This window comes from Bacillus sp. FSL R7-0166 (assembly GCF_038008935.1).
In the GTDB taxonomy this organism is placed as follows: Bacteria; Bacillota; Bacilli; order Bacillales; family Bacillaceae; genus Bacillus; species Bacillus altitudinis.
On record NZ_JBBPAC010000001.1, the window covers coordinates 851641 to 877559 of the forward strand.

The 25919-nt window shown below is 43.8% G+C and carries 24 protein-coding genes, 2 rRNA genes and 1 pseudogene; 19 read left to right on the forward strand and 8 right to left on the reverse strand.

Translation table 11 applies throughout. The features are described 5' to 3' along the window. Window positions 1-156 precede the first annotated feature (156 nt). Window positions 157-624 carry a DinB family protein gene (locus tag NST01_RS04265; protein ID WP_025206969.1) on the forward strand — a complete coding sequence of 156 codons (468 nt, stop codon included), beginning with the start codon at window positions 157-159 and terminating at the stop codon, window positions 622-624. Window positions 625-628: 4 nt separating this feature from the next. On the opposite strand, the gene NST01_RS04270 is transcribed toward NST01_RS04265, so the two are convergent. From NST01_RS04270 to NST01_RS04280, 3 genes are all read right to left on the reverse strand, one after another. Further along, window positions 629-1051: a regulatory YrvL family protein gene (locus NST01_RS04270; RefSeq protein WP_108611439.1), complete on the reverse strand. Its 423-nt coding sequence runs from the start codon at window positions 1049-1051 to the stop codon at window positions 629-631. A gap of 67 nt (window positions 1052-1118) precedes the next feature. Then, complete coding sequence (locus NST01_RS04275; RefSeq protein ID WP_025206971.1) at window positions 1119-2282, reverse strand: oxalate decarboxylase family bicupin; 1164 nt, start codon at window positions 2280-2282, stop codon at window positions 1119-1121. A gap of 94 nt (window positions 2283-2376) precedes the next feature. After that, window positions 2377-2541, reverse strand: coding sequence for a YvrJ family protein (locus tag NST01_RS04280; protein ID WP_003217819.1), 165 nt, complete (start codon window positions 2539-2541; stop codon window positions 2377-2379). Window positions 2542-2707: 166 nt separating this feature from the next. Here NST01_RS04280 and NST01_RS04285 point away from each other — a divergent pair, with 166 nt between their 5' ends. After that, window positions 2708-3310: a sigma-70 family RNA polymerase sigma factor gene (locus tag NST01_RS04285; protein ID WP_017366877.1), complete on the forward strand. Its 603-nt coding sequence runs from the start codon at window positions 2708-2710 to the stop codon at window positions 3308-3310. After that, window positions 3258-3479, forward strand: coding sequence for a sigma-O factor regulator RsoA (gene rsoA / locus NST01_RS04290; protein WP_038475040.1), 222 nt, complete (start codon window positions 3258-3260; stop codon window positions 3477-3479). The genes NST01_RS04285 and rsoA overlap by 53 nt, the downstream gene beginning before the upstream one ends. A gap of 18 nt (window positions 3480-3497) precedes the next feature. Here the strand turns inward: rsoA and NST01_RS04295 are convergent, their stop codons facing one another. Further along, window positions 3498-4478 (reverse strand): metal-dependent hydrolase, encoded by a 981-nt coding sequence (locus NST01_RS04295; RefSeq protein ID WP_061418435.1) that lies wholly within the window; start codon window positions 4476-4478, stop codon window positions 3498-3500. 191 nt (window positions 4479-4669) lie between these two features. Between NST01_RS04295 and mutY the strand changes: the two genes are divergently transcribed. Beyond that, window positions 4670-5770 (forward strand): A/G-specific adenine glycosylase, encoded by a 1101-nt coding sequence (gene mutY / locus NST01_RS04300; protein ID WP_025206974.1) that lies wholly within the window; start codon window positions 4670-4672, stop codon window positions 5768-5770. Here mutY and NST01_RS04305 read toward each other — a convergent pair. Then, window positions 5757-5981, reverse strand: coding sequence for a hypothetical protein (locus NST01_RS04305; protein ID WP_008341962.1), 225 nt, complete (start codon window positions 5979-5981; stop codon window positions 5757-5759). The genes mutY and NST01_RS04305 overlap by 14 nt on opposite strands. Before the next feature lie 81 nt (window positions 5982-6062). Between NST01_RS04305 and fabL the strand changes: the two genes are divergently transcribed. The 10 genes and pseudogenes from fabL (at window position 6063) to NST01_RS04355 (ending at window position 15611) form a co-directional block, all read left to right on the forward strand. Beyond that, complete coding sequence (fabL, locus tag NST01_RS04310) at window positions 6063-6815, forward strand: enoyl-[acyl-carrier-protein] reductase FabL (protein WP_007496726.1); 753 nt, start codon at window positions 6063-6065, stop codon at window positions 6813-6815. 75 nt (window positions 6816-6890) lie between these two features. Further along, window positions 6891-7040 (forward strand): annotated as a pseudogene (locus NST01_RS04315) (gamma-type small acid-soluble spore protein); the annotation flags it as partial. A 174-nt stretch (window positions 7041-7214) separates the two neighbouring features. After that, window positions 7215-7475 carry a YgaB family protein gene (locus NST01_RS04320; protein ID WP_019743185.1) on the forward strand — a complete coding sequence of 87 codons (261 nt, stop codon included), beginning with the start codon at window positions 7215-7217 and terminating at the stop codon, window positions 7473-7475. Window positions 7476-7622: 147 nt separating this feature from the next. Continuing rightward, window positions 7623-8153, forward strand: coding sequence for a nucleoside tri-diphosphate phosphatase (gene ntdP, locus NST01_RS04325; RefSeq protein ID WP_008341956.1), 531 nt, complete (start codon window positions 7623-7625; stop codon window positions 8151-8153). A 95-nt stretch (window positions 8154-8248) separates the two neighbouring features. Further along, window positions 8249-9991: an ABC transporter ATP-binding protein gene (locus NST01_RS04330; RefSeq protein ID WP_041090773.1), complete on the forward strand. Its 1743-nt coding sequence runs from the start codon at window positions 8249-8251 to the stop codon at window positions 9989-9991. 112 nt (window positions 9992-10103) lie between these two features. Further along, window positions 10104-11126, forward strand: a complete 1023-nt coding sequence (locus NST01_RS04335; RefSeq protein ID WP_138825425.1) for an ABC transporter ATP-binding protein — start codon at window positions 10104-10106, stop codon at window positions 11124-11126. Beyond that, window positions 11095-12072: an ABC transporter ATP-binding protein gene (locus NST01_RS04340; protein WP_019743187.1), complete on the forward strand. Its 978-nt coding sequence runs from the start codon at window positions 11095-11097 to the stop codon at window positions 12070-12072. The genes NST01_RS04335 and NST01_RS04340 overlap by 32 nt, the downstream gene beginning before the upstream one ends. Then, window positions 12047-13633 (forward strand): ABC transporter substrate-binding protein, encoded by a 1587-nt coding sequence (locus NST01_RS04345; RefSeq protein WP_265786184.1) that lies wholly within the window; start codon window positions 12047-12049, stop codon window positions 13631-13633. Before NST01_RS04340 ends, NST01_RS04345 begins: the two co-directional genes overlap by 26 nt. Before the next feature lie 61 nt (window positions 13634-13694). Beyond that, the gene (locus NST01_RS04350; RefSeq protein WP_007496737.1) at window positions 13695-14696 is read left to right on the forward strand and encodes an ABC transporter permease; all 1002 of its coding nucleotides are present in this window, start codon (window positions 13695-13697) and stop codon (window positions 14694-14696) included. Between the two features lie 18 nt (window positions 14697-14714). Further along, on the forward strand, window positions 14715-15611 hold the full coding sequence (locus NST01_RS04355) for an ABC transporter permease (RefSeq protein ID WP_007496739.1): 897 nt from the start codon (window positions 14715-14717) through the stop codon (window positions 15609-15611). A gap of 29 nt (window positions 15612-15640) precedes the next feature. Here NST01_RS04355 and NST01_RS04360 read toward each other — a convergent pair whose 3' ends face one another. Both NST01_RS04360 and NST01_RS04365 read right to left on the reverse strand, forming a co-directional pair. Continuing rightward, entirely contained in the window at window positions 15641-16714 is a 1074-nt protein-coding gene (locus tag NST01_RS04360; RefSeq protein ID WP_025206980.1) for an FUSC family protein, read from the reverse strand. 247 nt (window positions 16715-16961) lie between these two features. Beyond that, window positions 16962-18257 carry a glutamate-1-semialdehyde 2,1-aminomutase gene (locus tag NST01_RS04365; protein WP_341041573.1) on the reverse strand — a complete coding sequence of 432 codons (1296 nt, stop codon included), beginning with the start codon at window positions 18255-18257 and terminating at the stop codon, window positions 16962-16964. 129 nt (window positions 18258-18386) lie between these two features. Here NST01_RS04365 and bcp point away from each other — a divergent pair, with 129 nt between their 5' ends. Beyond that, window positions 18387-18854 (forward strand): thioredoxin-dependent thiol peroxidase, encoded by a 468-nt coding sequence (gene bcp, locus NST01_RS04370; RefSeq protein WP_007496746.1) that lies wholly within the window; start codon window positions 18387-18389, stop codon window positions 18852-18854. A gap of 159 nt (window positions 18855-19013) precedes the next feature. Further along, window positions 19014-19451: a peroxide-responsive transcriptional repressor PerR gene (gene perR, locus NST01_RS04375; protein ID WP_003217782.1), complete on the forward strand. Its 438-nt coding sequence runs from the start codon at window positions 19014-19016 to the stop codon at window positions 19449-19451. A gap of 35 nt (window positions 19452-19486) precedes the next feature. Here perR and NST01_RS04380 read toward each other — a convergent pair whose 3' ends face one another. After that, complete coding sequence (locus tag NST01_RS04380) at window positions 19487-19834, reverse strand: YgzB family protein (RefSeq protein WP_007496750.1); 348 nt, start codon at window positions 19832-19834, stop codon at window positions 19487-19489. Between the two features lie 189 nt (window positions 19835-20023). Between NST01_RS04380 and NST01_RS04385 the strand changes: the two genes are divergently transcribed. The 3 genes from NST01_RS04385 (at window position 20024) to NST01_RS04395 (ending at window position 25879) form a co-directional block, all read left to right on the forward strand. Next, window positions 20024-20902, forward strand: a complete 879-nt coding sequence (locus tag NST01_RS04385) for a nucleotidyltransferase-like protein (protein WP_007496752.1) — start codon at window positions 20024-20026, stop codon at window positions 20900-20902. Between the two features lie 315 nt (window positions 20903-21217). Beyond that, window positions 21218-22766 (forward strand): 16S ribosomal RNA (locus tag NST01_RS04390). Between the two features lie 182 nt (window positions 22767-22948). Further along, window positions 22949-25879 (forward strand): 23S ribosomal RNA (locus NST01_RS04395). Together the 16S and 23S rRNA genes form the textbook arrangement of a ribosomal RNA operon. The last annotated feature ends 40 nt before the right edge of the window (window positions 25880-25919 follow it).

The window sequence follows — 25919 nt, forward strand, 5'->3', positions numbered from 1 at the left end:
AAAAATTAGCTTTTTCATATAGGACAGCGTATCACAATTCCCCCTTTTCATTTGGTAATTAAAGTATATGATAATATGTTATAAATGATTTAGCAAGAATGAAACTAACCAATTTCTGATCAACTTCTTTTAAAAACATGAAGGGGATAACAAAACATGAACAAAGACACCGTGATAAAACACTATGAACACACCCTTGAATGGGTACAGTCACTAACGGAAGTAACAGAAGAAGAATGGCGTAGCGCCATCGCTGATGGAAAGTGGAGCATTGCTGAGATCATCGCACATTTCGTTCCATGGGATGAATTTATTTTACACGATCGCCTAAAGGAATTTTGGAACAATAAAGCGTTACCTCAGGCACCTGATGTGCATGAAATGAATCAGCAGTCAGCCGAAAGAGCAAGAAAGGAAGAGAGAAGCGAGACGATCGGGCGATTTATTGCTGTTAGAACAAAATTGCTTCAAGAAATGAAGAAAATCGAAGCATCTCGCTGGGCTACACCCTTTCTGATCGGTCAAACCGAGCTGACGTTATCAAGTTATTTTCAAGGTTTGATTAAACATGATCTCCATCATATGGAGCAGGTCAAACAAGCGCTCTCTACAGAAAGACGATAGCGCCTCACGAAGCTTCCTTATCAAACGAAAACGACGCATAATCAAACAAAAAATGAAATAGCCAAAGACTTAGCGCAAAGAGAATTTCTTCAGAAGTAGTCAGCAAAATGCCGTCAACCAATTCATCTGATAAGTAGACAGCACCCCAAATAAACAAAAGGTGAAATAAAACGGTATAGAAAACGATGGATCGTTTTTTGGACCGACACTTACGAACAAACCGCATGAGCACGTGTTCCAGATGTTCAAAAGAGATCCCAAGTACAACATAGATGCCCATAAACAGTAGCAGCGATAAAATCGATTGGTAAAAAGCACCGGTCAAATGAAAGAACAGCACACAAAACAACAAAAATATGTAACAGACAGCTGATAGCGCCATGAGCCATTTCAGCCCTTGCCATAAAGCGTGAACAGATTGTTGCATGGGTAAACAACACTCCTTTACATGAAGATACCTGCAAAAAGGACAGCCTTTTTGCAGGAAGGTGGAATTAATCCTCTTTTTTAGGGGCAGCGATGACAGGGTGTTTTTCTGTATCAAGCAGTTTTAAGAAATCTTCGCCTTGATCTAAATGATCCAAAACAAGCTGTTTCGGTGTGACCGCAAGCCACTGATTGAGTGAAATGTCTGCATAATGATCGCTCTTAAAGATTTCTAAGAAATAGAGCGGTTCGTCGCCTGTATTTTCTACATAATGCCCCATCGCAAATGGCACATAGCCAACGTCTCCCGCCTGATAGTTGAAGGTTCTCGCATGTCCATCAGAAGCAAAGACCGTCATTCGTGCCTTTCCAGAAATGAAATATTGCCATTCATCCGTATTTGGGTGCCAGTGCAGCTCACGAATGGCACCTGGATCAACTTTCACAAGAGCGGAGGCAATCGTTTTAGACGCTTTGAAATTGGTAGAATCCGCAATCCACACTTGTCCACCGCTTGACGTAATCGGCTCTTGCTTTAACAGCTCATATTTAAAGGAGTTCGGGACTTCTCCTTGCTCTGTTTTCACCTTGTCACATTCAAGGGAACCAGGAATTCCTTTTTGGAAAATATACTTCTCTTTCTCTGGCAGCTTCTTAAATTGCTCCTTTGTCATTCCAAAGTTTTGGAGAACGACTTCCTCTGGGGTATGGGCAAGCCAATCAGTCACTTGGAACGTACTATTTTCAGAGAAGGAACCATCATCAAACACAAGCAAGAATTCAGCTCCTGGTTCAAGTGCTTGAATAGAGTGCGGCAAGCCAGAAGGGAAGTACCATAAATCTCCCTCAGTCACATCCTCTGTAAAATTCCGCCCCTCTGCATCAACCGATGTAATTCGGGCTTCCCCATAAATCATGTACGCCCATTCCGCTTCCTTATGCCAGTGCAGCTCGCGAATTGCACCAGGTTTTAGCCGCATGTTCACAGAGGCAAGACTTTTAGAGATTGGCAGTTCACGTACCGTGACTTCTCTTGCATAGCCGCCTTTTTCTAAACGGTTGTGCGTATCAGAAAAAGAATATTTCATGTTGGGAACCGTTCCATGATCGGTTTCTGGTGGCGTGAGCATATCTGGGTTTTGCCTGTCTCGCTCGAGATTACGTGGAATTTTGACCGTTGCTCCTTTTTCTCCTCGAATCGGCTGCGGTACCCCATTTTGCTTTTCACTCATGATAAAATCCCCTTTCAACATCGTATTGTGTGAGGTGACAAAAGGCCTTTCATTTCGCCCTCGCTTTCATAAGGTGAAACGAATCAAGAAGATGTCAATCTGATTCATCATTTTTTTGAACAGCGACCAATCGTTGGATGAGTTTGCTTAATTCATCAAACTTTCGTTCAAAGCGTGTCAGCAAATAAACCGTCAAAATGGCAGGAAAGCCAGCCTGACCGAGCTGCTTCAACCATTCCTCCGAAAAAAAGGTCTCCATTTATCTCACCTCCCAGCGGATGCTCGTCTTCTCTATAAGTGGTATGAAAGAAGAAATATGAAAGCAAAGGGGGAGAAAATGAACCATTAGACCCGTTTCACAAAGTTTACTTTTTTTAACTTTTGTCCACTTAATGCAAGTAGAGAGAACAAAGGGGAGGATGCACATGGATTATCGGCTGTTATTGAAAGCAAAATGGAAGGAAATCGTTGACCACCCGCTCATTCAGCAATTTTTAAGCAATCCTAAAAACCAGCAACTGCTTAGGCAAGTCATGGAAGAGCCAAACGAAGAAAATGCGAAAAAACTAGATTCCGAGTTCAAGCAGTTTTATCAAAAAATCCGCATCATCAAGTATATTTCCACAATGATCCGCATCTTTTCAGTCGACTTTGACAAACGAGTGAAAAAAAAGCAGCAGCGTTTTCCGCTCATACTCGATCATCCTGATACGCAAGAAGTGAAAGACCCTGTTCAAACAGATACGTATGAAGCTGTGCTCTTTAACCAACAAGACTTAGGGGAGCACCTGCAAGACCCAAGATTGTACAAGGCCTATCAGCAGCTCACAGAAAAACAAAAAATGGTTCTAACCCAAATCTATGTCGATGGTCAAACAATGAAAGAAATAGCCGACCGGCTAGGCGAAACGAGACAAAACATCTCAAACATCCACAAAAAAGCGCTCAACAAACTAAAAGAAGAAACAGGGGGAAATGTCCGTGAACGAAGACAAAATGACCAATGGAGAAATGGAAGAACTCATTGAAACCTTCACACCCATGATCAAAAAGAAACTACAAAACACGGCATATCAAGAAAGGGAAGACCTCGAACAAGAACTCTACATCAAACTCATCGAAAAAGTAGACTGGCTGATTTACCAAGAGGGACCTGGCTTTTGGGAGTTTATTGTGGAATATATGACGAAGATGTAAGCACAAAAAAAGACTCGCTCACACAGAGCCGAGTCTTAATTTTTTTTGCAGTTTTTCTTCACTGAAAATCCAGCCGGTATAGGAATTTTTGATTTGGTGGTCCATGTCGATATGGCAGATCGCAACAAAAGGATAGTGACCTTTGCTGCGGTAGCGCAAATCAATAAACCGGACTTCATAATGATCCTTGTATTTATCTACTTCCCACCGGTAGACAGGGGAGAAGGAGAGAAAGGCTGAAATGTTTTCATCCTGTTTGGCAATTTTCATAATCTCAGTATCAGGGACCGGCACACGGTTAAAGGTGTCTAAAATGATGATCTCACCATTCATACTGCGTCCAACATGGAAAGAGGATTTACATTTCACAGCAATACGCCATTGTCTGAACTTCATTGTAGGCGAAATAATAATGTCTTCAATCTCATCGAACCGTGCACGCAGCTGACGTTTAATCTGAAGCTGCATGATGACCCTGACGATATAATAACAAAAAATCACGGCATATAGCGAGATGAACGTATAGCCGGGATGCCCGCCAATCGCCCAAACGACAATGGCGACAAGATGTGTAAAAAAGATAAACGGATCAAACGTATTAATGATCCCTAGCGCTACCCACTTCTTTGAAAATGGCCGAATGGCCTGTGTGCCGTATGCATTGAAAATATCGACAAACACATGAAGCACGACGGCTAATAGTGTCCATAACCAAAGGTGAAGTAAATTTGCCCCCGGCACAAATGGGAAAATCACAGCCGGAATCAGCAATGACCAGAACAGTACAGCCGGAATGGAATGAGTAAATCCTCGGTGATTTCTTATATAAACTGCATTATTTTTTAGTTTTAGCACAGTATCAATGTCTGGTGCTTGGGAGCCGGCAATAGTCGCAATCATCACGGCATGAGCCATGTGTGGATCTGCGCTGACGGCTGGATCTAAAAGCGCAAGTCCCCCAAGAGAAATGCCCATTACTACATGAGTACCAGTGTCCAATTGATTACCTCCTAGTTGTCATGCTTAGGAACAATCATACAAAGTATACGTTTCTCAACAAGACTATGTGCAAAATCACTTTTGCTTTATCCCGATTTAATGTAACATGTTAACGTATCTACAAACAGTATACAACAAATAAGGTTCTTTTCAGAACGTTAGCTCTCGGTTCGATAAGAAGGAGTATAGAGATGAAAGACATTCAAGAAAAGCTGGACCGCAAAGATATTGCGGGTTTTCAGCATGATTTAATTGATTGGTATGAAAAAGAACAACGAACACTTCCATGGCGTGAAAATCAAGATCCATACCGCGTCTGGGTATCAGAAGTGATGCTCCAGCAAACGAGAGTGGATACGGTCATTCCGTACTTCAACCGGTTTATGGAGCAATTCCCGACGGTGAAAGATCTCGCACTAGCTGATGAAGAAAAGGTCATGAAAGCATGGGAAGGTCTTGGCTACTACTCAAGAGTGCGTAATTTACAGGCTGCTGTGAAAGAAGTATATGAATCCTACGAGGGCGTTGTCCCTGATACGAAAGAGCAATTTTCAAAGCTGAAAGGTGTAGGTCCGTATACGAGCGGCGCAGTGCTGAGTATCGCCTATAACAAGCCATACCCTGCGGTAGACGGCAACGTGATGAGGGTCATTTCCCGTATCTTGTCCATATGGGATGATATTGCAAAACCAAAAACGAGAAACATTTTCGAATTTGCGGTTGATCAGCTCATTTCCCGGGAAAAGCCGTCAGAATTCAATCAAGGGCTAATGGAGCTAGGTGCGCTTATTTGCACCCCAACCTCTCCCGCATGCCTCATTTGTCCTGTAAACATGCATTGCTCGGCACTTGAGGAAGGCGTTCAGCATGAGCTGCCGGTGAAAAGTAAAAAGAAAAAGCCGACTGCGAAATCAATGGCAGCGGTGGTGTTATTTGATGATCAAGGCCACCTCTATATTCATAAGCGTCCAAGTACAGGTCTGCTTGCGAATTTATGGGAGTTCCCAAACATGGAAACAATGAAGGGAAGAAAAACGGAAAAAGAGCAGCTGATTGATTTCTTAAAAGAGGAAGCGGGTGTACAAGCAGAACTTGGTGATTTAGAAGGCACCATTCAACATGTATTTACCCACCTCATCTGGAATATTTCTGTTTTCTTTGGACGTGTGACCTCTGTATCTGATGACACGATGCTGAAAAAAGTCACAACAGAAGAATTTGAGGCATATGCTTTGCCAGTCTCACATCAAAAAATATGGAAGATGGCACTTGAACAGCCTAGTCATATTTAACCGTTGTACCATGGGTATAATCGGCTTCATTTCGGTGCAGACCCCCGCGGTTTTCAATTTCAGAAATGATTTCTCGATACTTAGATTGCCCTTCTTCGTTTAAATAAGGTAAAATTTGTTGGAAAGCATGATGAAAAAAAGCAAGCTCAGTATCTTTCCATTGATCCTTTGACATCATGCCAAGCTGGCTTAAATCGCGTCCGACATACATGAATGTAACCTCCTAATAGGAACTTTCCTATTAGTGTGAAGCGAATGGACGAAAACTATTCAAATCAGGAGATGAACCATAATGAACAAGCGTAAATGTGCACTAATTACAGGCAGCAGTAGAGGTGTCGGGAAAGAAGTAGCCCTTCGCCTGGCTGAAAAAGGATATGACATTGTCATTAACTACGCAAGAAGCAAAAAAGCAGCACTTGAAACAGCTGAAGAAATTGAAGCGATGGGTGTTAAAACATTAGTTGTCAAAGCCAACGTTGGTCAGCCAGAGAAAATCAAAGACATGTTCCAGCAAATTGACGAAACGTTTGGCCGTTTAGACGTATTTGTGAACAATGCGGCATCTGGCGTTCAGCGCCCAATCATGGATCTTGAAGAAAATCATTGGGACTGGACCATGAATATCAATGCGAAAGCCTTGTTATTCTGCGGACAAGAAGCAGCCAAATTAATGGAGAAAAACGGCGGCGGACATATCGTCAGCATTAGCTCACTAGGCTCTATCCGCTACCTTGAAAACTACACGGTGGTCGGTGTATCTAAAGCAGCACTAGAAGCTTTGACACGCTACCTATCCGTTGAGCTGTCACAAAAAAATATCGTCGTAAATGCCGTATCAGGCGGCGCCATCGATACAGATGCACTCAAGCACTTCCCAAATCGTGAAGAGCTATTAGAAGACGCTAAGAAAAATACACCAGCAGGCCGTATGGTGGAAATTAAAGACATGGTCGACAGTGTAGAATTCCTTGTATCAGGCAAAGCAGATATGATTAGAGGACAGACGATTATCGTCGATGGCGGACGTTCTTTGCTTGTTTAAAAAAATCATGAATAAGATGTACACCTTCTGCACAAATTAATGTGCGTGGAGGTGATAATGATGGATAAACAACAAAACAAAACAAACGCACAACAAGTGAAAAAACAAAACCAAGCTGCTGCACAAGGTGGTCAATATGGCACTGAATTTGCTAGCGAGACTGACGCACAGCACGTAAAAAAATACAACCAAAAAGCTGAGCAAAACAAACAACAAAACAGCTAATCACTGAAACAGAGGGAAGCACTTCATCTACGAATGAAGTGCTTTTCTTTTTGCCTCTCCCCACCATCCGACAAAACCTGTAAAACCTCTACATAAACAGTCAAAGGACTTCTTCCTTCTTTCAAGAAATGGTATAGATACAAAAAGTCGATACGAATGAAAGGGAGGAGTTAGATGTCTGATTTCGATCAGCTTGTCAGAGAACAAATGCAGCTTATGGATCAGCTGCTCGATGTACAAGGAGAACTTGATCTGTACTTAGAGACAGAAAAACAATTGCTGCAAGGTGAAAAAAAGGAAGAGCGGCATAAGCTTCATGATCAAATCAAACGGAAACGAGAGGAACTGCAAAAAGTCCAAACACTATTTACAAAACAGACTAAACAAGTCATCAATTCGTATAAACAAATGGAGAAAAGATCAACCGTGATGTAAAAGAGTGTGCCGTTCAATTGGGTTGAATGGCTTTTTCATTTCATTTTTTAATGATGTAACGGTATAATATAATAGAGACATGTTTAGTTGGGAAATTAGGTCTTTGGACTGTTAGGTTTGTTTGTTATAGAAAGTAGGGGAGAAAATATGGGCTATCCCAAGGAAGGAGAAACCATCCAAATTCAAAGCTATAAACATAATGGCTTGATCCACAGGATTTGGAATGAAACCACCATTCTGAAAGCAACGGAATTGTGTATCATTGGTGCAAACGATCGAACAATGGTGACTGAATCCGATGGCCGAACATGGATGACAAGAGAACCGGCTATTTGCTATTTTCATGCAAAACAATGGTTTAATGTCATTGGGATGCTTCGAGATGATGGGGTGTATTATTACTGCAACATCAGCTCTCCTTTTGCGACAGATGAAGAGGCGATTAAGTATATTGATTACGACTTAGATGTCAAAGTCTTTCCGGACATGACGTATAATATTTTGGATGAGGATGAATATGCAGATCATAAGAGGCAGATGAATTATCCAAAAGAAATCGATAGTATCTTACGAGAGCATCTAAATACATTACTGCATTGGATTCACCAGCGGAAAGGACCGTTTGCTCCAGAATTTGTGGATATGTGGTATGAACGTTTTTTGCGTTATACAAAATAAGTAACAGCAGCTAAAACCTGTTTGGCTTTTCAAAGCCAACAGGTTTTTGACTGCGTACGGATAAGAGGCACTGATAGATTGGGAAGGAGATTTACATGGGGGTCATAAAACGTTACATGGCTTTTGTAACACCGTATAAAAAACAGATTGCATTGACAATGGTGATCGGAATGATTAAGTTCTCGATTCCCTTAACATTGCCTCTGCTTTTAAAGTATGTCATTGATGATGTCATTCAAGGCTCTGGATCGGCTGAAGAAAAAACATCCACTCTCTTTATTATTATGGGAATCATGCTTGTTTTATTTTTAGTGATGAGACCGCCTGTTGAGTACTACAGACAATACTATGCGCAGTGGACAGGCAGTAAAGTATTATTTGATATTCGGGAAAAGCTGTTCTCGCACATTCAAAAGCTAAGCCTTCGTTATTACGCCAACACGAGAACGGGGGAAATTATTTCAAGGGTCATCAACGATGTGGAGCAAACAAAGGAATTTGTCATCACAGGGCTTATGAACATTTGGCTTGATTTGATGACCGTCCTGATTGTGATAGCCATTATGTGTACACTGGATCTTAAACTCACCATTGTGTCTGTCATTATTTTTCCGCTGTATGCGTTAGCAGTGAAGTATTTTTACGGACGGCTTCGCAAGCTGACAAAAGAGCGATCGCAGGCACTCGCTGAGGTACAAGGGCACCTGCATGAGCGAGTACAAGGAATGCCTGTCATTCGCAGCTTTGCGATTGAAGAATACGAACAAGAAAATTTTCACGATGAAAATAAAAATTTCTTAAACAAAGCGATCAATCATACGAATTGGAATGCCAAAACTTTCGCCGTCGTCAATACGATCACAGACATTGCGCCGCTGCTCATCATTGCTTTTGCTGGCTATACCGTCATTAACGGGTCGCTTTCAATTGGGACAATGATTGCCTTTGTTGGCTACATTGACCGGATGTACAACCCGATTCGTCGTCTCATTAACTCATCGACGACTTTAACTCAGTCAGTAGCCTCAATGGATCGTATTTTTGAGTTTATTGATGAACCGTATGAAGTAACAGACAAGCCCAATGCAAAAGAAGCCAATCACTTAAAAGGAGAGGTAGAATTTAAAGATGTGACGTTCCGTTACGAACATACACAGGAAGAGATTTTACACAATATCTCCTTGAAAGTAGAAAAAGGCCAAACCGTTGCGCTTGTAGGAATGAGCGGCGGAGGGAAGTCGACACTCGTCAGCTTAATTCCAAGATTTTATGATGTCACAAGCGGATCACTCGAAATTGACGGCATTGATATTAAAGAGTACAAGGCAAGAAGCCTGCGTAATCAAGTCGGGATGGTGCTCCAAGATACATTTTTATTCAGTGACACCATTAAAGAAAATATCGCTGTGGGAGACCCGGAAGCATCCTTTGAGAAAATTGTGTCGGCTGCCAAAGCGGCTAATGCGCATGATTTTATCATGTCTCTTCCTGAAGGATATGACACGAAAGTAGGAGAACGTGGCGTAAAGCTATCAGGCGGTCAAAAACAACGAATTTCAATTGCAAGGGTATTTCTTAAAAATCCACCGCTGCTTATTTTAGACGAAGCGACGTCTGCACTTGATTTAGAAAGTGAACATTACATTCAAGAAGCGATGCAAAAGCTGGCAAAAGATCGCACAACTTTTATAGTTGCGCACCGTTTATCAACGATTACACATGCGGACCTCATTGTGGTCATGGAACAAGGCGAGATTGTGGAAAAAGGAACACATGAAGAATTAATGAACCGAGACAGCCACTATCGCCATCTATTTACCATTCAAACATTAAATTAGTAGAAGCCTATCCGATTCTAGCGGATAGGCTTTTTTATGCTTGTCAAAAACATGACATATTTCCCAGCTTGTCTCAATACAATTTTAAAAAGTATGACGGGGTGGTGAAGATGTGAAAGAACAAGAAGTATTGCTAGATGTCAAACAGCTGTCCATTGCCTTTCAGCAAAAAAAGCAGAGAGTGCCGATCGTTCATGACATCTCATTCTCTATTCAAAAAGGAGAAACCTTAGGTATTGTGGGCGAATCTGGCTGCGGGAAAAGCATCACATCGATGTCTTTAATGGGGCTGAATCACCAAACAGAAACAACAGGTCACATACAATTTGAAGGTCAAAACCTGCTGTCACTGTCGGAGAAACAATGGCGAGAGGTCAGAGGGAATGACATCTCAATGATTTTTCAGGAACCCATGACTTCTCTCAATCCACTCATGACCATCGGCAAGCAAATGACAGAAGCCCTTTTTACACATCAGACTATCAGCCAAAAAGAAGCAAAAGTGAAGGCAGTAGATTTGCTTCAAACGGTAGGCCTGAAACAAGCAGCGTCATTACTCAAAAAATATCCACATGAACTATCGGGCGGCATGCGTCAGCGTGTGATGATTGCGATGGCGATGCTGTGTCACCCAAAGCTCATGATTGCAGATGAACCAACGACTGCACTTGATGTCACCATCCAAGCACAAATTCTTCGTTTGCTCAAAAAGTTAAATGAAGAGATGGACACCGCTATTTTATTTATTACTCATGATTTAGGCGTCGTGCGGCAAATATGCCAGCGTGTCATGATTATGTATGCCGGTCGAATCGTAGAAGAAGGAACCGTTGACCGTATTTTTCAAAAACCTCTGCATCCCTACACGAAAGGTCTTTTCGCCTCTGTTCCATCATTTAAAGAGAAAAAAGAAAAACTCATGTCTATTCCGGGTCATGTACCTAAGCCAGGAGCTATTCGGTCCGGCTGTCAATTTGCACCACGCTGTCCATATCAAATGACGCAATGTCTTGAAAAAGACCCATCTTTACAATCCATTTCACACAATCACCGCGTCGCATGTTTTCTAATGGAAGGAGGAGAAGACACTGAATCACCCACTATTGCAAGTGAATCAACTGACGAAGCGTTATGACACATCGGCATTTTTTTCTAAACACAAACAGACGACCTTGGCTTTAAATCAAGTGTCCTTTCATGTGAAAGAAGGAGAGACGCTCGGCATTGTGGGCGAATCTGGCTGCGGGAAATCAACCCTTGGCAAAAGCTTAATGAGATTAATCGAACCGACTTCTGGCTCAATCCAAATGAAAGGACAAGAAGTGACGCTTCTGAAAGAACGAGACATGCGTTCCTTCAGAAAAGACATTCAAATGATCTTCCAAGATCCATACGCTTCCTTAAATCCACGAATGAAAATCAAAGACATTTTAGAAGAACCGCTCATTGTCCATAAACATGGAACAAAAGCAGAAAGACAAAAGCGGGTAAAAGAGATGCTGCACATTGTTGGGTTTGACCCATCTTATGGAGATCGATATGCGCACCAATTCAGCGGCGGTCAGAGGCAGCGTATTGGAATTGCTAGGGCGCTCATTACTCATCCAAGTCTTGTGATTGCCGATGAGCCAGTTTCCGCTTTAGATGTATCGGTTCAAGCGCAAATTTTGAATTTAATGCTCGAATTGCAAAAGACGCTTTCTCTGACGTACTTGTTTATTTCTCACGATCTAGGCGTTGTCAAGTATATGAGCGACCGAATTGCAGTGATGTACGCTGGCCGTATTGTAGAAATGGGTCCTGCGGAGGACGTATTTCACAAGCCGCTTCATCCTTATACATCGCTTCTTCTGACATCCATTCCACATATGGATCACGTGCTGGAAACGCAGGATGTGTCAGCGGAAGAATCCACCCTGGTGTCAGAAGATGGCTGTCCTTTCTATAAAAGATGTCCAAAAAGGTGGGCGCAATGCTTGCAAGCTGTTCCGCCTTTGTATGAGGAGGAAACAGGTCATGCAGCTGCGTGCTATTTATATCAAAAGGAGGAACACAATGAAGAAGACATGGTTATTCAGTAGTTTCATTCTTGTGCTAGCACTTGCGTTATTTTTAGGGGGCTGTTCATCTTCATCAACATCAGAAGAAAAAGCCACAAAAGACACTCTCGTATTTGGCAGAGGAGGGGACTCTACGTCACTTGATCCGATTACAACAACAGAAGGCGAAACCTTTAAGGTCACAGAGAATATGTTTGAAAAGCTTTTGAATTACGGTGAAAAAGACACGACCATCCATCCGGGCCTCGCAACAGAATGGGATGTTGCAAAGGACGGAAAATCGTACACGTTCTACTTAAGAGAAGGTGTGAAATTTCACGATGGCACAGACTTTAATGCAGAAGCTGTAAAATTCAACTTTGACCGCTGGATGAATGGAGATGCCGAAAAATTTCCTTACTACGGCATGTTTGGCGGCTATAAAAAAGATAAAGGGCATGTCATTAAAGACATCATCGTCAAAGGAGAGCATGAAATTGAATTTCAACTCAAACGCCCTCAAGCAACATTTCTGAAAAACATCGCCATGTCACCATTTGGTATCGCCAGTCCTGCAGCAGTTGAAAAAAGCGGTGATTCATTTAGAGAAAACCCAGTTGGCACAGGACCATTTAAGTTTAAAGAATGGAAGCAGAACGATCGTATTGTCTTAGAAAAGAACGAAGATTACTGGCAAAAAGATAAACCAAAACTGAAACAAATCATCTTCCGCTCTATTCCTGAAAACTCTGCTCGTTTAAATGCGCTTAAAACAGGCGAAATCGACTTAATGGATGGCGTCAATCCGTCCGATTTAGATGGTATTAAAACAGACAAAGCGCTCCAGCTGATTGAAAGACCATCCATGAACGTAGGTTATATCGGGCTGACAGTGACTAGAAAGCCGCTTGATAACAAGTTGGTTCGTCAGGCGCTCAATTATGCAGTTGATAAAGAATCAATCATCGAGTCGTTTTATGGAGGACTTGCTGAACCAGCAAAAAATCCACTTCCTCCGTCATTAGAAGGCTACAATGACGAGATTGAGCCATATCCATATAATCCGGAAAAAGCAAAAGAACTATTGAAAGAGGCAGGCTTCCCTGACGGTTTTCGCATCAAGCTTTGGGCAATGCCTGTGCCGCGTCCATATATGCCAGACGGGATGAAGGTAGCTGAAGTCATTCAGTCAAACTTTGAAAAAGTTGGTGTCAAAGCCGAAATCGTCACATATGATTGGGCGACTTATTTAGATAAAGCAAGTAAAGGCGAAGCAGATGTGTTCTTATTAGGATGGACAGGGGACAATGGCGATCCTGATAATTTCATCTATACATTATTAGATAAAGACAGTATTGGCGGCAACAACTATACATTCTTCCAAAACGATAAAATGCATGACATCCTCATTGAAGCGCAGACCGATACGGATCAAAAGAAGCGAAATGAATTATATCAAGAAGCTCAAGAAATCATTCATGATGAAGCGCCTTGGATTCCATTAGTCCATTCAATTCCAATGCTTGCCGCATCTAAAGATTTAAAAGGCTACCAGCCGCATCCGACTGGTTCCGAAGCATTGACTGACGTATATTTCGAATAAGCAAATAAGGGAGATCGTTCGATCTCCCTTATCCAAACCATGAAAAGGCGGTGAAAGCTGTTTGTTTGCTTATTGTATGAAGCGAGCAGGAATGCTCATTCCAGTACTGATCGGAATGACCTTAGTTGTATTTTCTATTATTCGGTTTATCCCTGGAAATCCGGCGCAGGTCATCTTAGGACAGCGGGCAACGAAAGAAGCAGTAGAGCAATTGACGATTCAGCTTGGTTTAGACCAGCCGTGGTACGTACAATATGGTCACTACATGCTGGGGCTTTTAAAAGGCGATCTAGGGACTTCCATACGAACAGGAGCGGCTATTGCCCAGGAAATGAAGCCTTACTTATTCGCTACATTAGAATTGACTTTCTTCGCTATGTTGCTGGCGATTATTGTCGGTGTGAATGCCGGAATCATTAGTGCGTGGTTTAAACATTCTTTCTTTGATTATGTGGCCATGTTTATTGCGCTCATTGGGGTGTCCATGCCGATTTTCTGGTTAGGCTTAATGGGACAGTGGCTATTCTCGATTGAATTAGGTATTTTGCCGACTACAGGACGAGAAAACGTCAGAAATCCGGTAGAGTCGATCACCTATATTCATACGCTGGACACGCTTTTGCAAGGACGATTTGATCAATTCTTTGACAGCATCAAGCATTTAATTTTACCAAGTACCGCTCTCGCAACGATTCCTGCTGCGATTATTGCAAGGATTACGAGGGCAAGTATGTTGGAAGTTCTTCATTCAGATTTTATTCGAACAGCAAAAGCAAAAGGGGTACGTTCATTTTTCATCATTTATCAGCATGGGCTGAAAAATGCGCTCATTCCGATTTTAACGATTATTGGTCTTCAAACAGGTCTCTTGCTAGGCGGAGCCATTTTAACAGAAACGATCTTTGCTTGGCCGGGAATTGGGCGGTATATTTACGATGCCATTAGCTATCGTGATTATCCTGTCATTCAAACTGGCATTCTTGTTGTTGCGCTCATATTTGTGCTGATCAATTTCATTGTGGATATCTTGTATGCAGTCATTGATCCGAGGATTAAATACTAAGAGAAGGAGAGTGACGACATGGAAGCGCAAAAAGAGCTTCAAGCACCTAAACAAAAGGAAGAACGCTCTCAATCACTGATTCTTGAATCGATGAAACTGTTCTTTCAGCACAAGCTGGCGGTCATTGGCACTGTGATTGTCTTTTTATTCCTGATCCTAGCAATCTTTGCACCGCTCATTGCTCCTTATGGAATCAACGAGCAGTCACTAGGCGAACGATTTAGTGCCCCTTCAGCTGCGCATTGGTTTGGTACGGATGATTTCGGGAGAGACATATTTTCTAGAGTCGTGCATGGAGCTCGGATTTCATTATGGGTGGGTTTCTTCTCCGTTCTCGGGTCGGTTATTTTAGGAACATTGCTCGGATTGATGGCAGGTTACGGCGGTAGATTGCTGGATGCTGTCATCTCAAGACTATTTGATATTTTACTCGCTTTTCCTAGCATTCTATTAGCGATTGCGATCGTTTCCATCTTAGGCCCTTCCTTACAAAATGCCCTTATTGCCATAGCAATTATTAACGTCCCGACATTTGGCCGGCTGGTTCGTTCAAAAGTGCTGAGCATTAAGCAAGAAGAATACGTTTTAGCAGCAAAGGCAGTCGGGATGTCACACCGCCGCATCGTTCTTCGTCACATTCTGCCAAATAGTATGGTGCCGGTGATCGTTCAAGCGACGCTTGCGATTGGTACTGCCATTATTGAAGCGGCGGCTTTAGGATTTTTAGGATTAGGTGCACAAGCGCCAAGTCCAGAGTGGGGGAAAATGCTTGCAGATGCGAGACCTTATCTCGTACAAGCGCCATGGACTTTATTTTTCCCGGGGATTGCGATCATGCTGACGGTTCTTGGCTTTAACTTGATGGGAGATGGATTAAGAGACACCCTTGATCCTAAAATGAAGAAAATAAAATAAGACCGATTCTAAGAATCGGTCTTTTCGATTTAAGCTTCTTTTTCTTCTGTCTCAATCTCACTATCTTTTGGGTGATACGTTTGGAAGCTTGTAATCAAAGTATCTAGATGCTCCAATTCATCACGGTATTCAATAATACTCGACATCACATTCAGCATATTGTAATCCAGCAAGTCGTTTTCTTGATTTTGCTGGTGCTGAATAAATGATTTCGTTAATGCTTCAAGACGAAGAGAGCATTCATTCTGAAAATCATCGTCCTGCGGTTTCATTTTTCCAACAAACTTCATCAAGGTACGTTCATGCCAGTACAGTAAATAATCAATCTCATCTGTTAAGCTCTCTCTGAAATGCTCTGGCATCAAATGAATTTCATTTTCTAACTTATGAAGCTTTTTCAGCAAGTACAGCGCTCGATTAGACGTCATGATTGCCTGTCTGAATAAAACAAGCTTTCTAGATTTGACATAAGTTGTTTTCTTTAAATAGCTTCGTTCTTCTTTGTATAACAAGTAAATGTGATCTAATTTGATCATGCGTTCTTTTATTTGATCGATGTCATCCTTTAAAGTGGAATGATCAGTAGACTGTCTGGAGCTCAGACGGATCCATTTTAAAATCTCCTCCGTATTTTCCATAATGTGATGAACAAGCTTTGTTTCATACTTTGGCGGCAGGAAAATCAAATTCACTAAAAATGAAGAAAGTACGCCTAACACCACAGTTGCTGTTCGAATTAAGGCAAAGGAAAGGAAATGATCCCCTGCACTTTCTAAAATCGCGATGACGGTTACGAGTGCAATCGGAATCGTGTGTTCAATCTTCAGCTTTAAATTAATCGCAATGACCATGACGGCAGTTAAGCCGATGATGACTGGTCCTGTGCCAAAAAGCAGACCGAACGTAATGGCAAGTGCTGCTCCAATAATATTGGCTTGCACTTGATCAACAATCGTTAAAAATGATCGATAAATAGATGGCTGGATAGCAAATACAGCTGCAATTCCCGCGAAGACGGGTGTCGGCAACCCAAGCCATGTTGCCAGGTAAAGCGCGAGTACAATGGCAATACCAGTTTTTAAAATACGGGCTCCAAGTTTCATTGGTTTTGTCCCTGCATTCCTTTCTTTTCGATAATAGATGACCACTTGTCATATATCATAAATATTTTGATGAAACAACTAAGTAATATACAGCGGTCTTCCGAAATATTCAAGTGATTTTTGAAAGTTCATGAAAACATCAAAAGAAGGTATTGAGAAAAAATGTAACAGATTCACTCGCTTTTGACAATCAAGAGCTGGTAAATAAAAAAACAGACGCATGAATTTACGTCTGTTTTTCTCTTCATTATGATTGTTTCAGTTGTTCAAACGCATGATCTACCGCTTTGAGCGTTTCAGAAATATCATTTTCAGTATGTGCAATGGTTAAGAACCACGCTTCATATTTAGAAGGAGCGAGGTTAATACCTTGTGCGAGCATGAATTTAAAGAAACGGGCGAACATTTCACCATCCGTATTTTCAGCCTGCTCGTAGTTCACAATCGTTTCTTTTGTAAAATAAATGGTGAGAGCACCTTTTAAGCGATTCACTGTAATATCTACTTGATGTTTTTTTGCGTGGGCTAAAATTCCCTCTTCTAACATGGCCCCGAGCTGATCCAGACGTTCGTAGACTCCGTCTTCTTTTAACACTTCCAAACATGCAATACCAGAAAGGATGGAGGCGGGATTACCTGCCATCGTACCAGCTTGGTAGGCTGGTCCAAGCGGGGCGACTTGCTCCATAATTTCTTTTTTGCCGCCGTAAGCGCCGATTGGAAGACCGCCGCCGATAATTTTACCTAATGCAGTGAGGTCAGGTTTTACTTGAAGCAAGTCCTGTGCACCACCATACATAAAGCGGAAAGCTGTAATGACTTCATCATAGATGACTAGAGCCCCTTTTTCATGAGTCAGGTCATTCACCTGCTGCAGGAAACCGTCTTTAGGCTCTACGATGCCAAAGTTCCCGACAATTGGCTCAACAAGAACAGCTGCTACTTCATCACCCCAGCGGTCTAATGCTTCTTTGTAGCTGTCTATATCGTTGAATGGAACGGTAATGACTTCATTAGCAATACTTTTAGGCACGCCCGCTGAATCTGGTGTTCCTAAAGTGGAAGGTCCAGAGCCGGCCGCAACTAGCACAAGATCAGAATGGCCGTGGTAACATCCGGCAAACTTAATGATCTTTGTTCTGCCTGTATAAGCGCGAGCGACACGGATTGTCGTCATCACAGCTTCGGTACCTGAATTGACAAAACGAACTTTGTCCAAAGCAGGCATCGCTTCCTTCAGCATCTTAGCAAAAGTGACTTCATGCTTCGTTGGTGTTCCGTAAAGGACACCCGACTCGGCTGCTTTCGTGATGGCTTTTGTAATATGAGGATGAGCATGTCCCGTAATAATTGGACCGTATGCTGCTAAATAGTCGATATAACGGTTTCCGTCAACATCCCAAAAATAAGCGCCTTCGCCTTTTTCCATTGCAACAGGTGACCCGCCGCCCACTGCTTTATATGAACGAGATGGGCTGTTAACCCCTCCAACAATATGCTCCAGCGCCTCTTGATGTAATTTTTCTGATTCGGTGAATTTCATAAATAGCCTCCTATCTCAACGTATCACGTCGTCTATCATTATTTTAACATGCCGATGCAAGCGTCCTTAGTTGAATATCTTCTCGAAATTGGATAGGCTAATGAAAAAATAGGTTGGAGGGATTGTATCATGACAATCGAAGTGGGGCAGCAAGTACCTGATATTGAATTACTTGGTGATAATGGAGAGAAAGTAAAGCTCTCTGATTTTAAAGGGAAACACATTGTCCTTTATTTTTATCCAAAAGATATGACGCCGGGCTGCACAACGGAAGCCTGTGATTTTCGTGACCGCCATCAAAGCTTTGCCGAATTAGATGCTGTGATTATCGGCGTAAGCCCAGACGGTCAAGACAAGCACCAAAAGTTTAAAGAAAAACATGACTTACCTTTCCTGCTTCTTGTAGATGACGAACAAAAATTGTCTGAAGCTTTCGGTGTGTGGAAGCTGAAAAAGAACTTTGGTAAGGAATACATGGGAATTGAACGCTCAACGTTTCTTATTAATAAAGAAGGAAAGCTTGTGAAAGAGTGGCGTAAAGTAAAGGTGAAAGATCATGTGGAAGAAGCGCTTGAGGAACTGAAAGCTCACGCTTAATCTGTTGACGTGATGAGATCGGCAGTCGTGCCGGTCTTTTTTGTATTGAAGAATAGGTAAAAAAGAGGATTGTAATTGACAAAGTTTCGGCTCTGGGGGTACACTATTTATAAAGATTATAATATAAGAATATTTTTGAAAAGAGAGGTGCATGATGAAATGGCTGCTCACGAACTAAAAGACGCTTTAGATGCTCTAAAAGAAACCGGTGTTCGAATTACTCCGCAGCGCCATGCCATCTTGGAGTTTCTCGTAAATTCTATGACACACCCAACCGCGGACGATATATATAAGGCACTTGAAGGGAAATTTCCTAATATGAGTGTAGCAACGGTTTACAACAATTTACGAGTCTTCCGGGAATCTGGATTAGTAAAAGAATTAACGTATGGGGATTCCTCAAGCCGATTTGACTTTGCGACATCTGACCATTACCATGCGATTTGTGAAAACTGCGGAAAGATTGTGGACTTTCACTATCCTGGCCTTGATGAAGTAGAACAGCTTGCATCCCATGTGACAGGCTTTACAGTAAGTCATCATCGCTTGGAGATCTATGGCACTTGTCAAGAATGTGCAAAAAAAGAAAATCATTAATGAAAAAGCTGACCAGTTGAATGGTCAGCTTATTTTTATGACTTTTTTCGATTGTAGGATTCATCAAACTCTTTGCCTTCTAATGCTGGATCGAGTGTAAGTGGCTCTCTGCAATGCATGCACATGTCCACCCGCCCAAGCACTTTTGTTTCCTTCTCACAGCCTGGACATACGACCCGGACTGCCTTCGTAGAAAGCATACCGATCCAAAAGTAAACGGCTGTACTCAAACCAATCGATAACACGCCGAGTAGCATAAAGAAGGTCGACAGCCAGACCGATTCCTTGAAGAACACACCGATATACATGATCAAAAAACCAACAAAAACCAAACTAAGTGCAAATGTTCTGATTTTATTAATCTTACTGGAGTATTTCGCCATCCCTAGTCCCCCTTATCTCCAATATAGCACATTTTACCTTTCTGTTTGAATTAGTTATAGAGTTTTGTGAATAAATTGCTTATAATGATTCAACGATCTTTTTTCATGTATTGAAGGAATTTTGATTCTATGAGGAGAAATACATAGCATTAGAGAAGAACCTTACACCCGAGTATTGGAGGAATCACTATGGAAAATCTTCTCCGTCCTATTTATCAAGAGAGAGCAAGTCATCCAGATACATTAGCTGTGATTATAGTAGAAAGAAGACATAAAGTATCTTCTGAGACGGATAACTTTGATGCAGCGCTTCTAGTCATCGTAAAGGATGCGGAAGAACCGTTATTTATTAAGCACTATGAATCCGATCACCAAACAGCTTCTTTAAATGTTGTCACAGATGATCAGTTGAAGGAATGGATTACCTTAGGTACCAACAGGCGGATTATTGATTGGATTTTAAACGGCAAAGTCCTGTTTGATCGAAATGAATATATTTTCAACTTGATTGATGAACTGAGTACATTCCCGTTTTCTAACCGTAAGCTCAAAATTGGTTTAGAATATGGCAAGCTCATTCGTAGATATATAGAAGGAAAAGCATTTTTTGAATCAAATCAATTCCTCGATGCATATAATTCCATTGTGCATGCCCTGCATCATCTGGCGCGTATTGAAGTGATTGATAAAGGCTTCCACCCAGAAGTGACCGTTTGGAACCAAGTACGTCATATGGAGCCAGAAGTATATAAACTTTATTCAGAGTTGATTGAAAGCCACGAAAGTCTTCATAAGCGGTTAGAACTTTTATTCCTAGCGAATGATTTCTTGATTCATTCAAAAGCAGAAATTGGTGCGGCTCATTTGCGTCATGTCATGGAACAGCAGGAAATTTGGCTGTTTGGCGAGCTTCTTGCACATCCTGATCTCAAACATTTCACGCCTGATCTTAGTGTGATGATTGATTTCTTTGTGGAAAAAGGCATTGTGCTAGTAGAGCCAATTGAGACGAAGGGGCAAAAAATCTATCATCGAGGATATTTTGTTAAAAAAGATATTGACGCATGAATATTATGATGGTATATTATTAAACGTCGCTAATGAGCAACCGAGTTGCTTTGAAAGAAAAGCGGACAAAAAGAATTTCAGAAAAACACTTGACGCACACGGTGCTCAAATGTTATATTAAGAAAGTCGCCTCTGAGCGATAACGAAGATGATCTTTGAAAACTAAACAAGACAAAACGTACCTGTTAATTCGAGTTTTTATAAAAAATCCTATGATACATCATAGGTAGTCAGTCAGACTGACGAGGCAGGAAATGATCACATGCTAAGTTCGCTACATCGTGTAGCAACGCATGTGTGATATGCATCCTGCATACCTCGGAGAGTTTGATCCTGGCTCAGGACGAACGCTGGCGGCGTGCCTAATACATGCAAGTCGAGCGGACAGAAGGGAGCTTGCTCCCGGATGTTAGCGGCGGACGGGTGAGTAACACGTGGGTAACCTGCCTGTAAGACTGGGATAACTCCGGGAAACCGGAGCTAATACCGGATAGTTCCTTGAACCGCATGGTTCAAGGATGAAAGACGGTTTCGGCTGTCACTTACAGATGGACCCGCGGCGCATTAGCTAGTTGGTGAGGTAACGGCTCACCAAGGCGACGATGCGTAGCCGACCTGAGAGGGTGATCGGCCACACTGGGACTGAGACACGGCCCAGACTCCTACGGGAGGCAGCAGTAGGGAATCTTCCGCAATGGACGAAAGTCTGACGGAGCAACGCCGCGTGAGTGATGAAGGTTTTCGGATCGTAAAGCTCTGTTGTTAGGGAAGAACAAGTGCAAGAGTAACTGCTTGCACCTTGACGGTACCTAACCAGAAAGCCACGGCTAACTACGTGCCAGCAGCCGCGGTAATACGTAGGTGGCAAGCGTTGTCCGGAATTATTGGGCGTAAAGGGCTCGCAGGCGGTTTCTTAAGTCTGATGTGAAAGCCCCCGGCTCAACCGGGGAGGGTCATTGGAAACTGGGAAACTTGAGTGCAGAAGAGGAGAGTGGAATTCCACGTGTAGCGGTGAAATGCGTAGAGATGTGGAGGAACACCAGTGGCGAAGGCGACTCTCTGGTCTGTAACTGACGCTGAGGAGCGAAAGCGTGGGGAGCGAACAGGATTAGATACCCTGGTAGTCCACGCCGTAAACGATGAGTGCTAAGTGTTAGGGGGTTTCCGCCCCTTAGTGCTGCAGCTAACGCATTAAGCACTCCGCCTGGGGAGTACGGTCGCAAGACTGAAACTCAAAGGAATTGACGGGGGCCCGCACAAGCGGTGGAGCATGTGGTTTAATTCGAAGCAACGCGAAGAACCTTACCAGGTCTTGACATCCTCTGACAACCCTAGAGATAGGGCTTTCCCTTCGGGGACAGAGTGACAGGTGGTGCATGGTTGTCGTCAGCTCGTGTCGTGAGATGTTGGGTTAAGTCCCGCAACGAGCGCAACCCTTGATCTTAGTTGCCAGCATTTAGTTGGGCACTCTAAGGTGACTGCCGGTGACAAACCGGAGGAAGGTGGGGATGACGTCAAATCATCATGCCCCTTATGACCTGGGCTACACACGTGCTACAATGGACAGAACAAAGGGCTGCGAGACCGCAAGGTTTAGCCAATCCCACAAATCTGTTCTCAGTTCGGATCGCAGTCTGCAACTCGACTGCGTGAAGCTGGAATCGCTAGTAATCGCGGATCAGCATGCCGCGGTGAATACGTTCCCGGGCCTTGTACACACCGCCCGTCACACCACGAGAGTTTGCAACACCCGAAGTCGGTGAGGTAACCTTTATGGAGCCAGCCGCCGAAGGTGGGGCAGATGATTGGGGTGAAGTCGTAACAAGGTAGCCGTATCGGAAGGTGCGGCTGGATCACCTCCTTTCTAAGGATATATGGAGCAGCGTACGTTTTTCGTCTTGTTTAGTTTTGAAGGATCATTCCTTCAAACATGTCTCTAGCGAGACAGGATTGTTCTTTGAAAACTAGATAACAATAAGTAATACATTCACATTGAATGCAATGCAAAGTTCATCACACATAGTGATTCTTTCTAAAGTAAGAAATGGTTAAGTTAGAAAGGGCGCACGGTGGATGCCTTGGCACTAGGAGCCGATGAAGGACGGGACGAACACCGATATGCTTCGGGGAGCTGTAAGCAAGCTTTGATCCGGAGATTTCCGAATGGGGAAACCCACTGCTCGTAATGGAGTAGTATCCATACTTGAATACATAGAGTATGAGAAGGCATACCCGGGGAACTGAAACATCTAAGTACCCGGAGGAAGAGAAAGCAAATGCGATTCCCTGAGTAGCGGCGAGCGAAACGGGAACAGCCCAAACCAAGAGGCTTGCCTCTTGGGGTTGTAGGACACTCTATACGGAGTTACAAAGGAACGATATAAGCGAAGAGGTCTGGAAAGGCCCGCCAAAGAAGGTAACAGCCCTGTAACTGAAATGTTGTTCTCTCCAGAGTGGATCCTGAGTACGGCGGAACACGTGAAATTCCGTCGGAATCCGGGAGGACCATCTCCCAAGGCTAAATACTCCCTAGTGACCGATAGTGAACCAGTACCGTGAGGGAAAGGTGAAAAGCACCCCGGAAGGGGAGTGAAATAGATCCTGAAACCGTGTGCCTACAAGTAGTCAGAGCCCGTTAACGGGTGATGGCGTGCCTTTTGTAGAATGAACCGGCGAGTTACGATCCCGTGCAAGGTTAAGCAGAAGATGCGGAGCCGCAGCGAAAGCGAGTCTGAATAGGGCGCATGAGTACGTGGTCGTAGACCCGAAACCAGGTGATCTACCCATGTCCAGGGTGAAGTTCAGGTAACACTGAATGGAGGCCCGAACCCACGCACGTTGAAAAGTGCGGGGATGAGGTGTGGGTAGGGGTGAAATGCCAATCGAACCTGGAGATAGCTGGTTCTCTCCGAAATAGCTTTAGGGCTAGCCTCAAGGTAAGAGTCTCGGAGGTAGAGCACTGATTGGACTAGGGGCCCCTACCGGGTTACCGAATTCAGTCAAACTCCGAATGCCGATGACTTATCCTTGGGAGTCAGACTGCGAGTGATAAGATCCGTAGTCGAAAGGGAAACAGCCCAGACCGCCAGCTAAGGTCCCAAAGTATACGTTAAGTGGAAAAGGATGTGGAGTTGCTTAGACAACCAGGATGTTGGCTTAGAAGCAGCCACCATTTAAAGAGTGCGTAATAGCTCACTGGTCGAGTGACTCTGCGCCGAAAATGTACCGGGGCTAAACGTATCACCGAAGCTGCGGACTGTTCTTACGAACAGTGGTAGGAGAGCGTTCTAAGTGCAGTGAAGTCAGACCGGAAGGACTGGTGGAGCGCTTAGAAGTGAGAATGCCGGTATGAGTAGCGAAAGACGGGTGAGAATCCCGTCCACCGAATGCCTAAGGTTTCCTGAGGAAGGCTCGTCCGCTCAGGGTTAGTCGGGACCTAAGCCGAGGCCGAAAGGCGTAGGCGATGGACAACAGGTTGATATTCCTGTACCACCTCCTCACCATTTGAGCAATGGGGGGACGCAGGAGGATAGGGTAAGCGCGGTATTGGATATCCGCGTCCAAGCAGTTAGGCTGGGAAATAGGCAAATCCGTTTCCCGTGAAGGCTGAGCTGTGATGGCGAGCGAAATTTAGTAGCGAAGTTCCTGATTCCACACTGCCAAGAAAAGCCTCTAGCGAGGTGAGAGGTGCCCGTACCGCAAACCGACACAGGTAGGCGAGGAGAGAATCCTAAGGTGATCGAGAGAACTCTCGTTAAGGAACTCGGCAAAATGACCCCGTAACTTCGGGAGAAGGGGTGCTTCTTAGGGTGTTAAAGCCCCGAGAAGCCGCAGTGAATAGGCCCAGGCGACTGTTTAGCAAAAACACAGGTCTCTGCGAAGCCGTAAGGCGAAGTATAGGGGCTGACGCCTGCCCGGTGCTGGAAGGTTAAGAGGAGCGCTTAGCGTAAGCGAAGGTGCGAATTGAAGCCCCAGTAAACGGCGGCCGTAACTATAACGGTCCTAAGGTAGCGAAATTCCTTGTCGGGTAAGTTCCGACCCGCACGAAAGGCGCAACGATCTGGGCACTGTCTCAACGAGAGACTCGGTGAAATTATAGTACCTGTGAAGATGCAGGTTACCCGCGACAGGACGGAAAGACCCCGTGGAGCTTTACTGCAGCCTGATATTGAATGTTGGTACAGCTTGTACAGGATAGGTAGGAGCCTTGGAAACCGGAGCGCTAGCTTCGGTGGAGGCATCGGTGGGATACTACCCTGGCTGTATTGACCTTCTAACCCGCTGCCCTTATCGGGCAGGGAGACAGTGTCAGGTGGGCAGTTTGACTGGGGCGGTCGCCTCCTAAAATGTAACGGAGGCGCCCAAAGGTTCCCTCAGAATGGTTGGAAATCATTCGCAGAGTGTAAAGGCACAAGGGAGCTTGACTGCGAGACCTACAAGTCGAGCAGGGACGAAAGTCGGGCTTAGTGATCCGGTGGTTCCGCATGGAAGGGCCATCGCTCAACGGATAAAAGCTACCCCGGGGATAACAGGCTTATCTCCCCCAAGAGTCCACATCGACGGGGAGGTTTGGCACCTCGATGTCGGCTCATCGCATCCTGGGGCTGTAGTCGGTCCCAAGGGTTGGGCTGTTCGCCCATTAAAGCGGTACGCGAGCTGGGTTCAGAACGTCGTGAGACAGTTCGGTCCCTATCCGTCGCGGGCGCAGGAAATTTGAGAGGAGCTGTCCTTAGTACGAGAGGACCGGGATGGACGCACCGCTGGTGTACCAGTTGTTCTGCCAAGGGCATCGCTGGGTAGCTATGTGCGGACGGGATAAGTGCTGAAAGCATCTAAGCATGAAGCCCCCCTCAAGATGAGATTTCCCATTCCGCAAGGAAGTAAGATCCCTGAAAGATGATCAGGTTGATAGGTCTGAGGTGGAAGCGTGGTGACACGTGGAGCTGACAGATACTAATAGATCGAGGACTTAACCTATATTCTAATGTGAAAAATGAACATTGTTATCTAGTTTTGA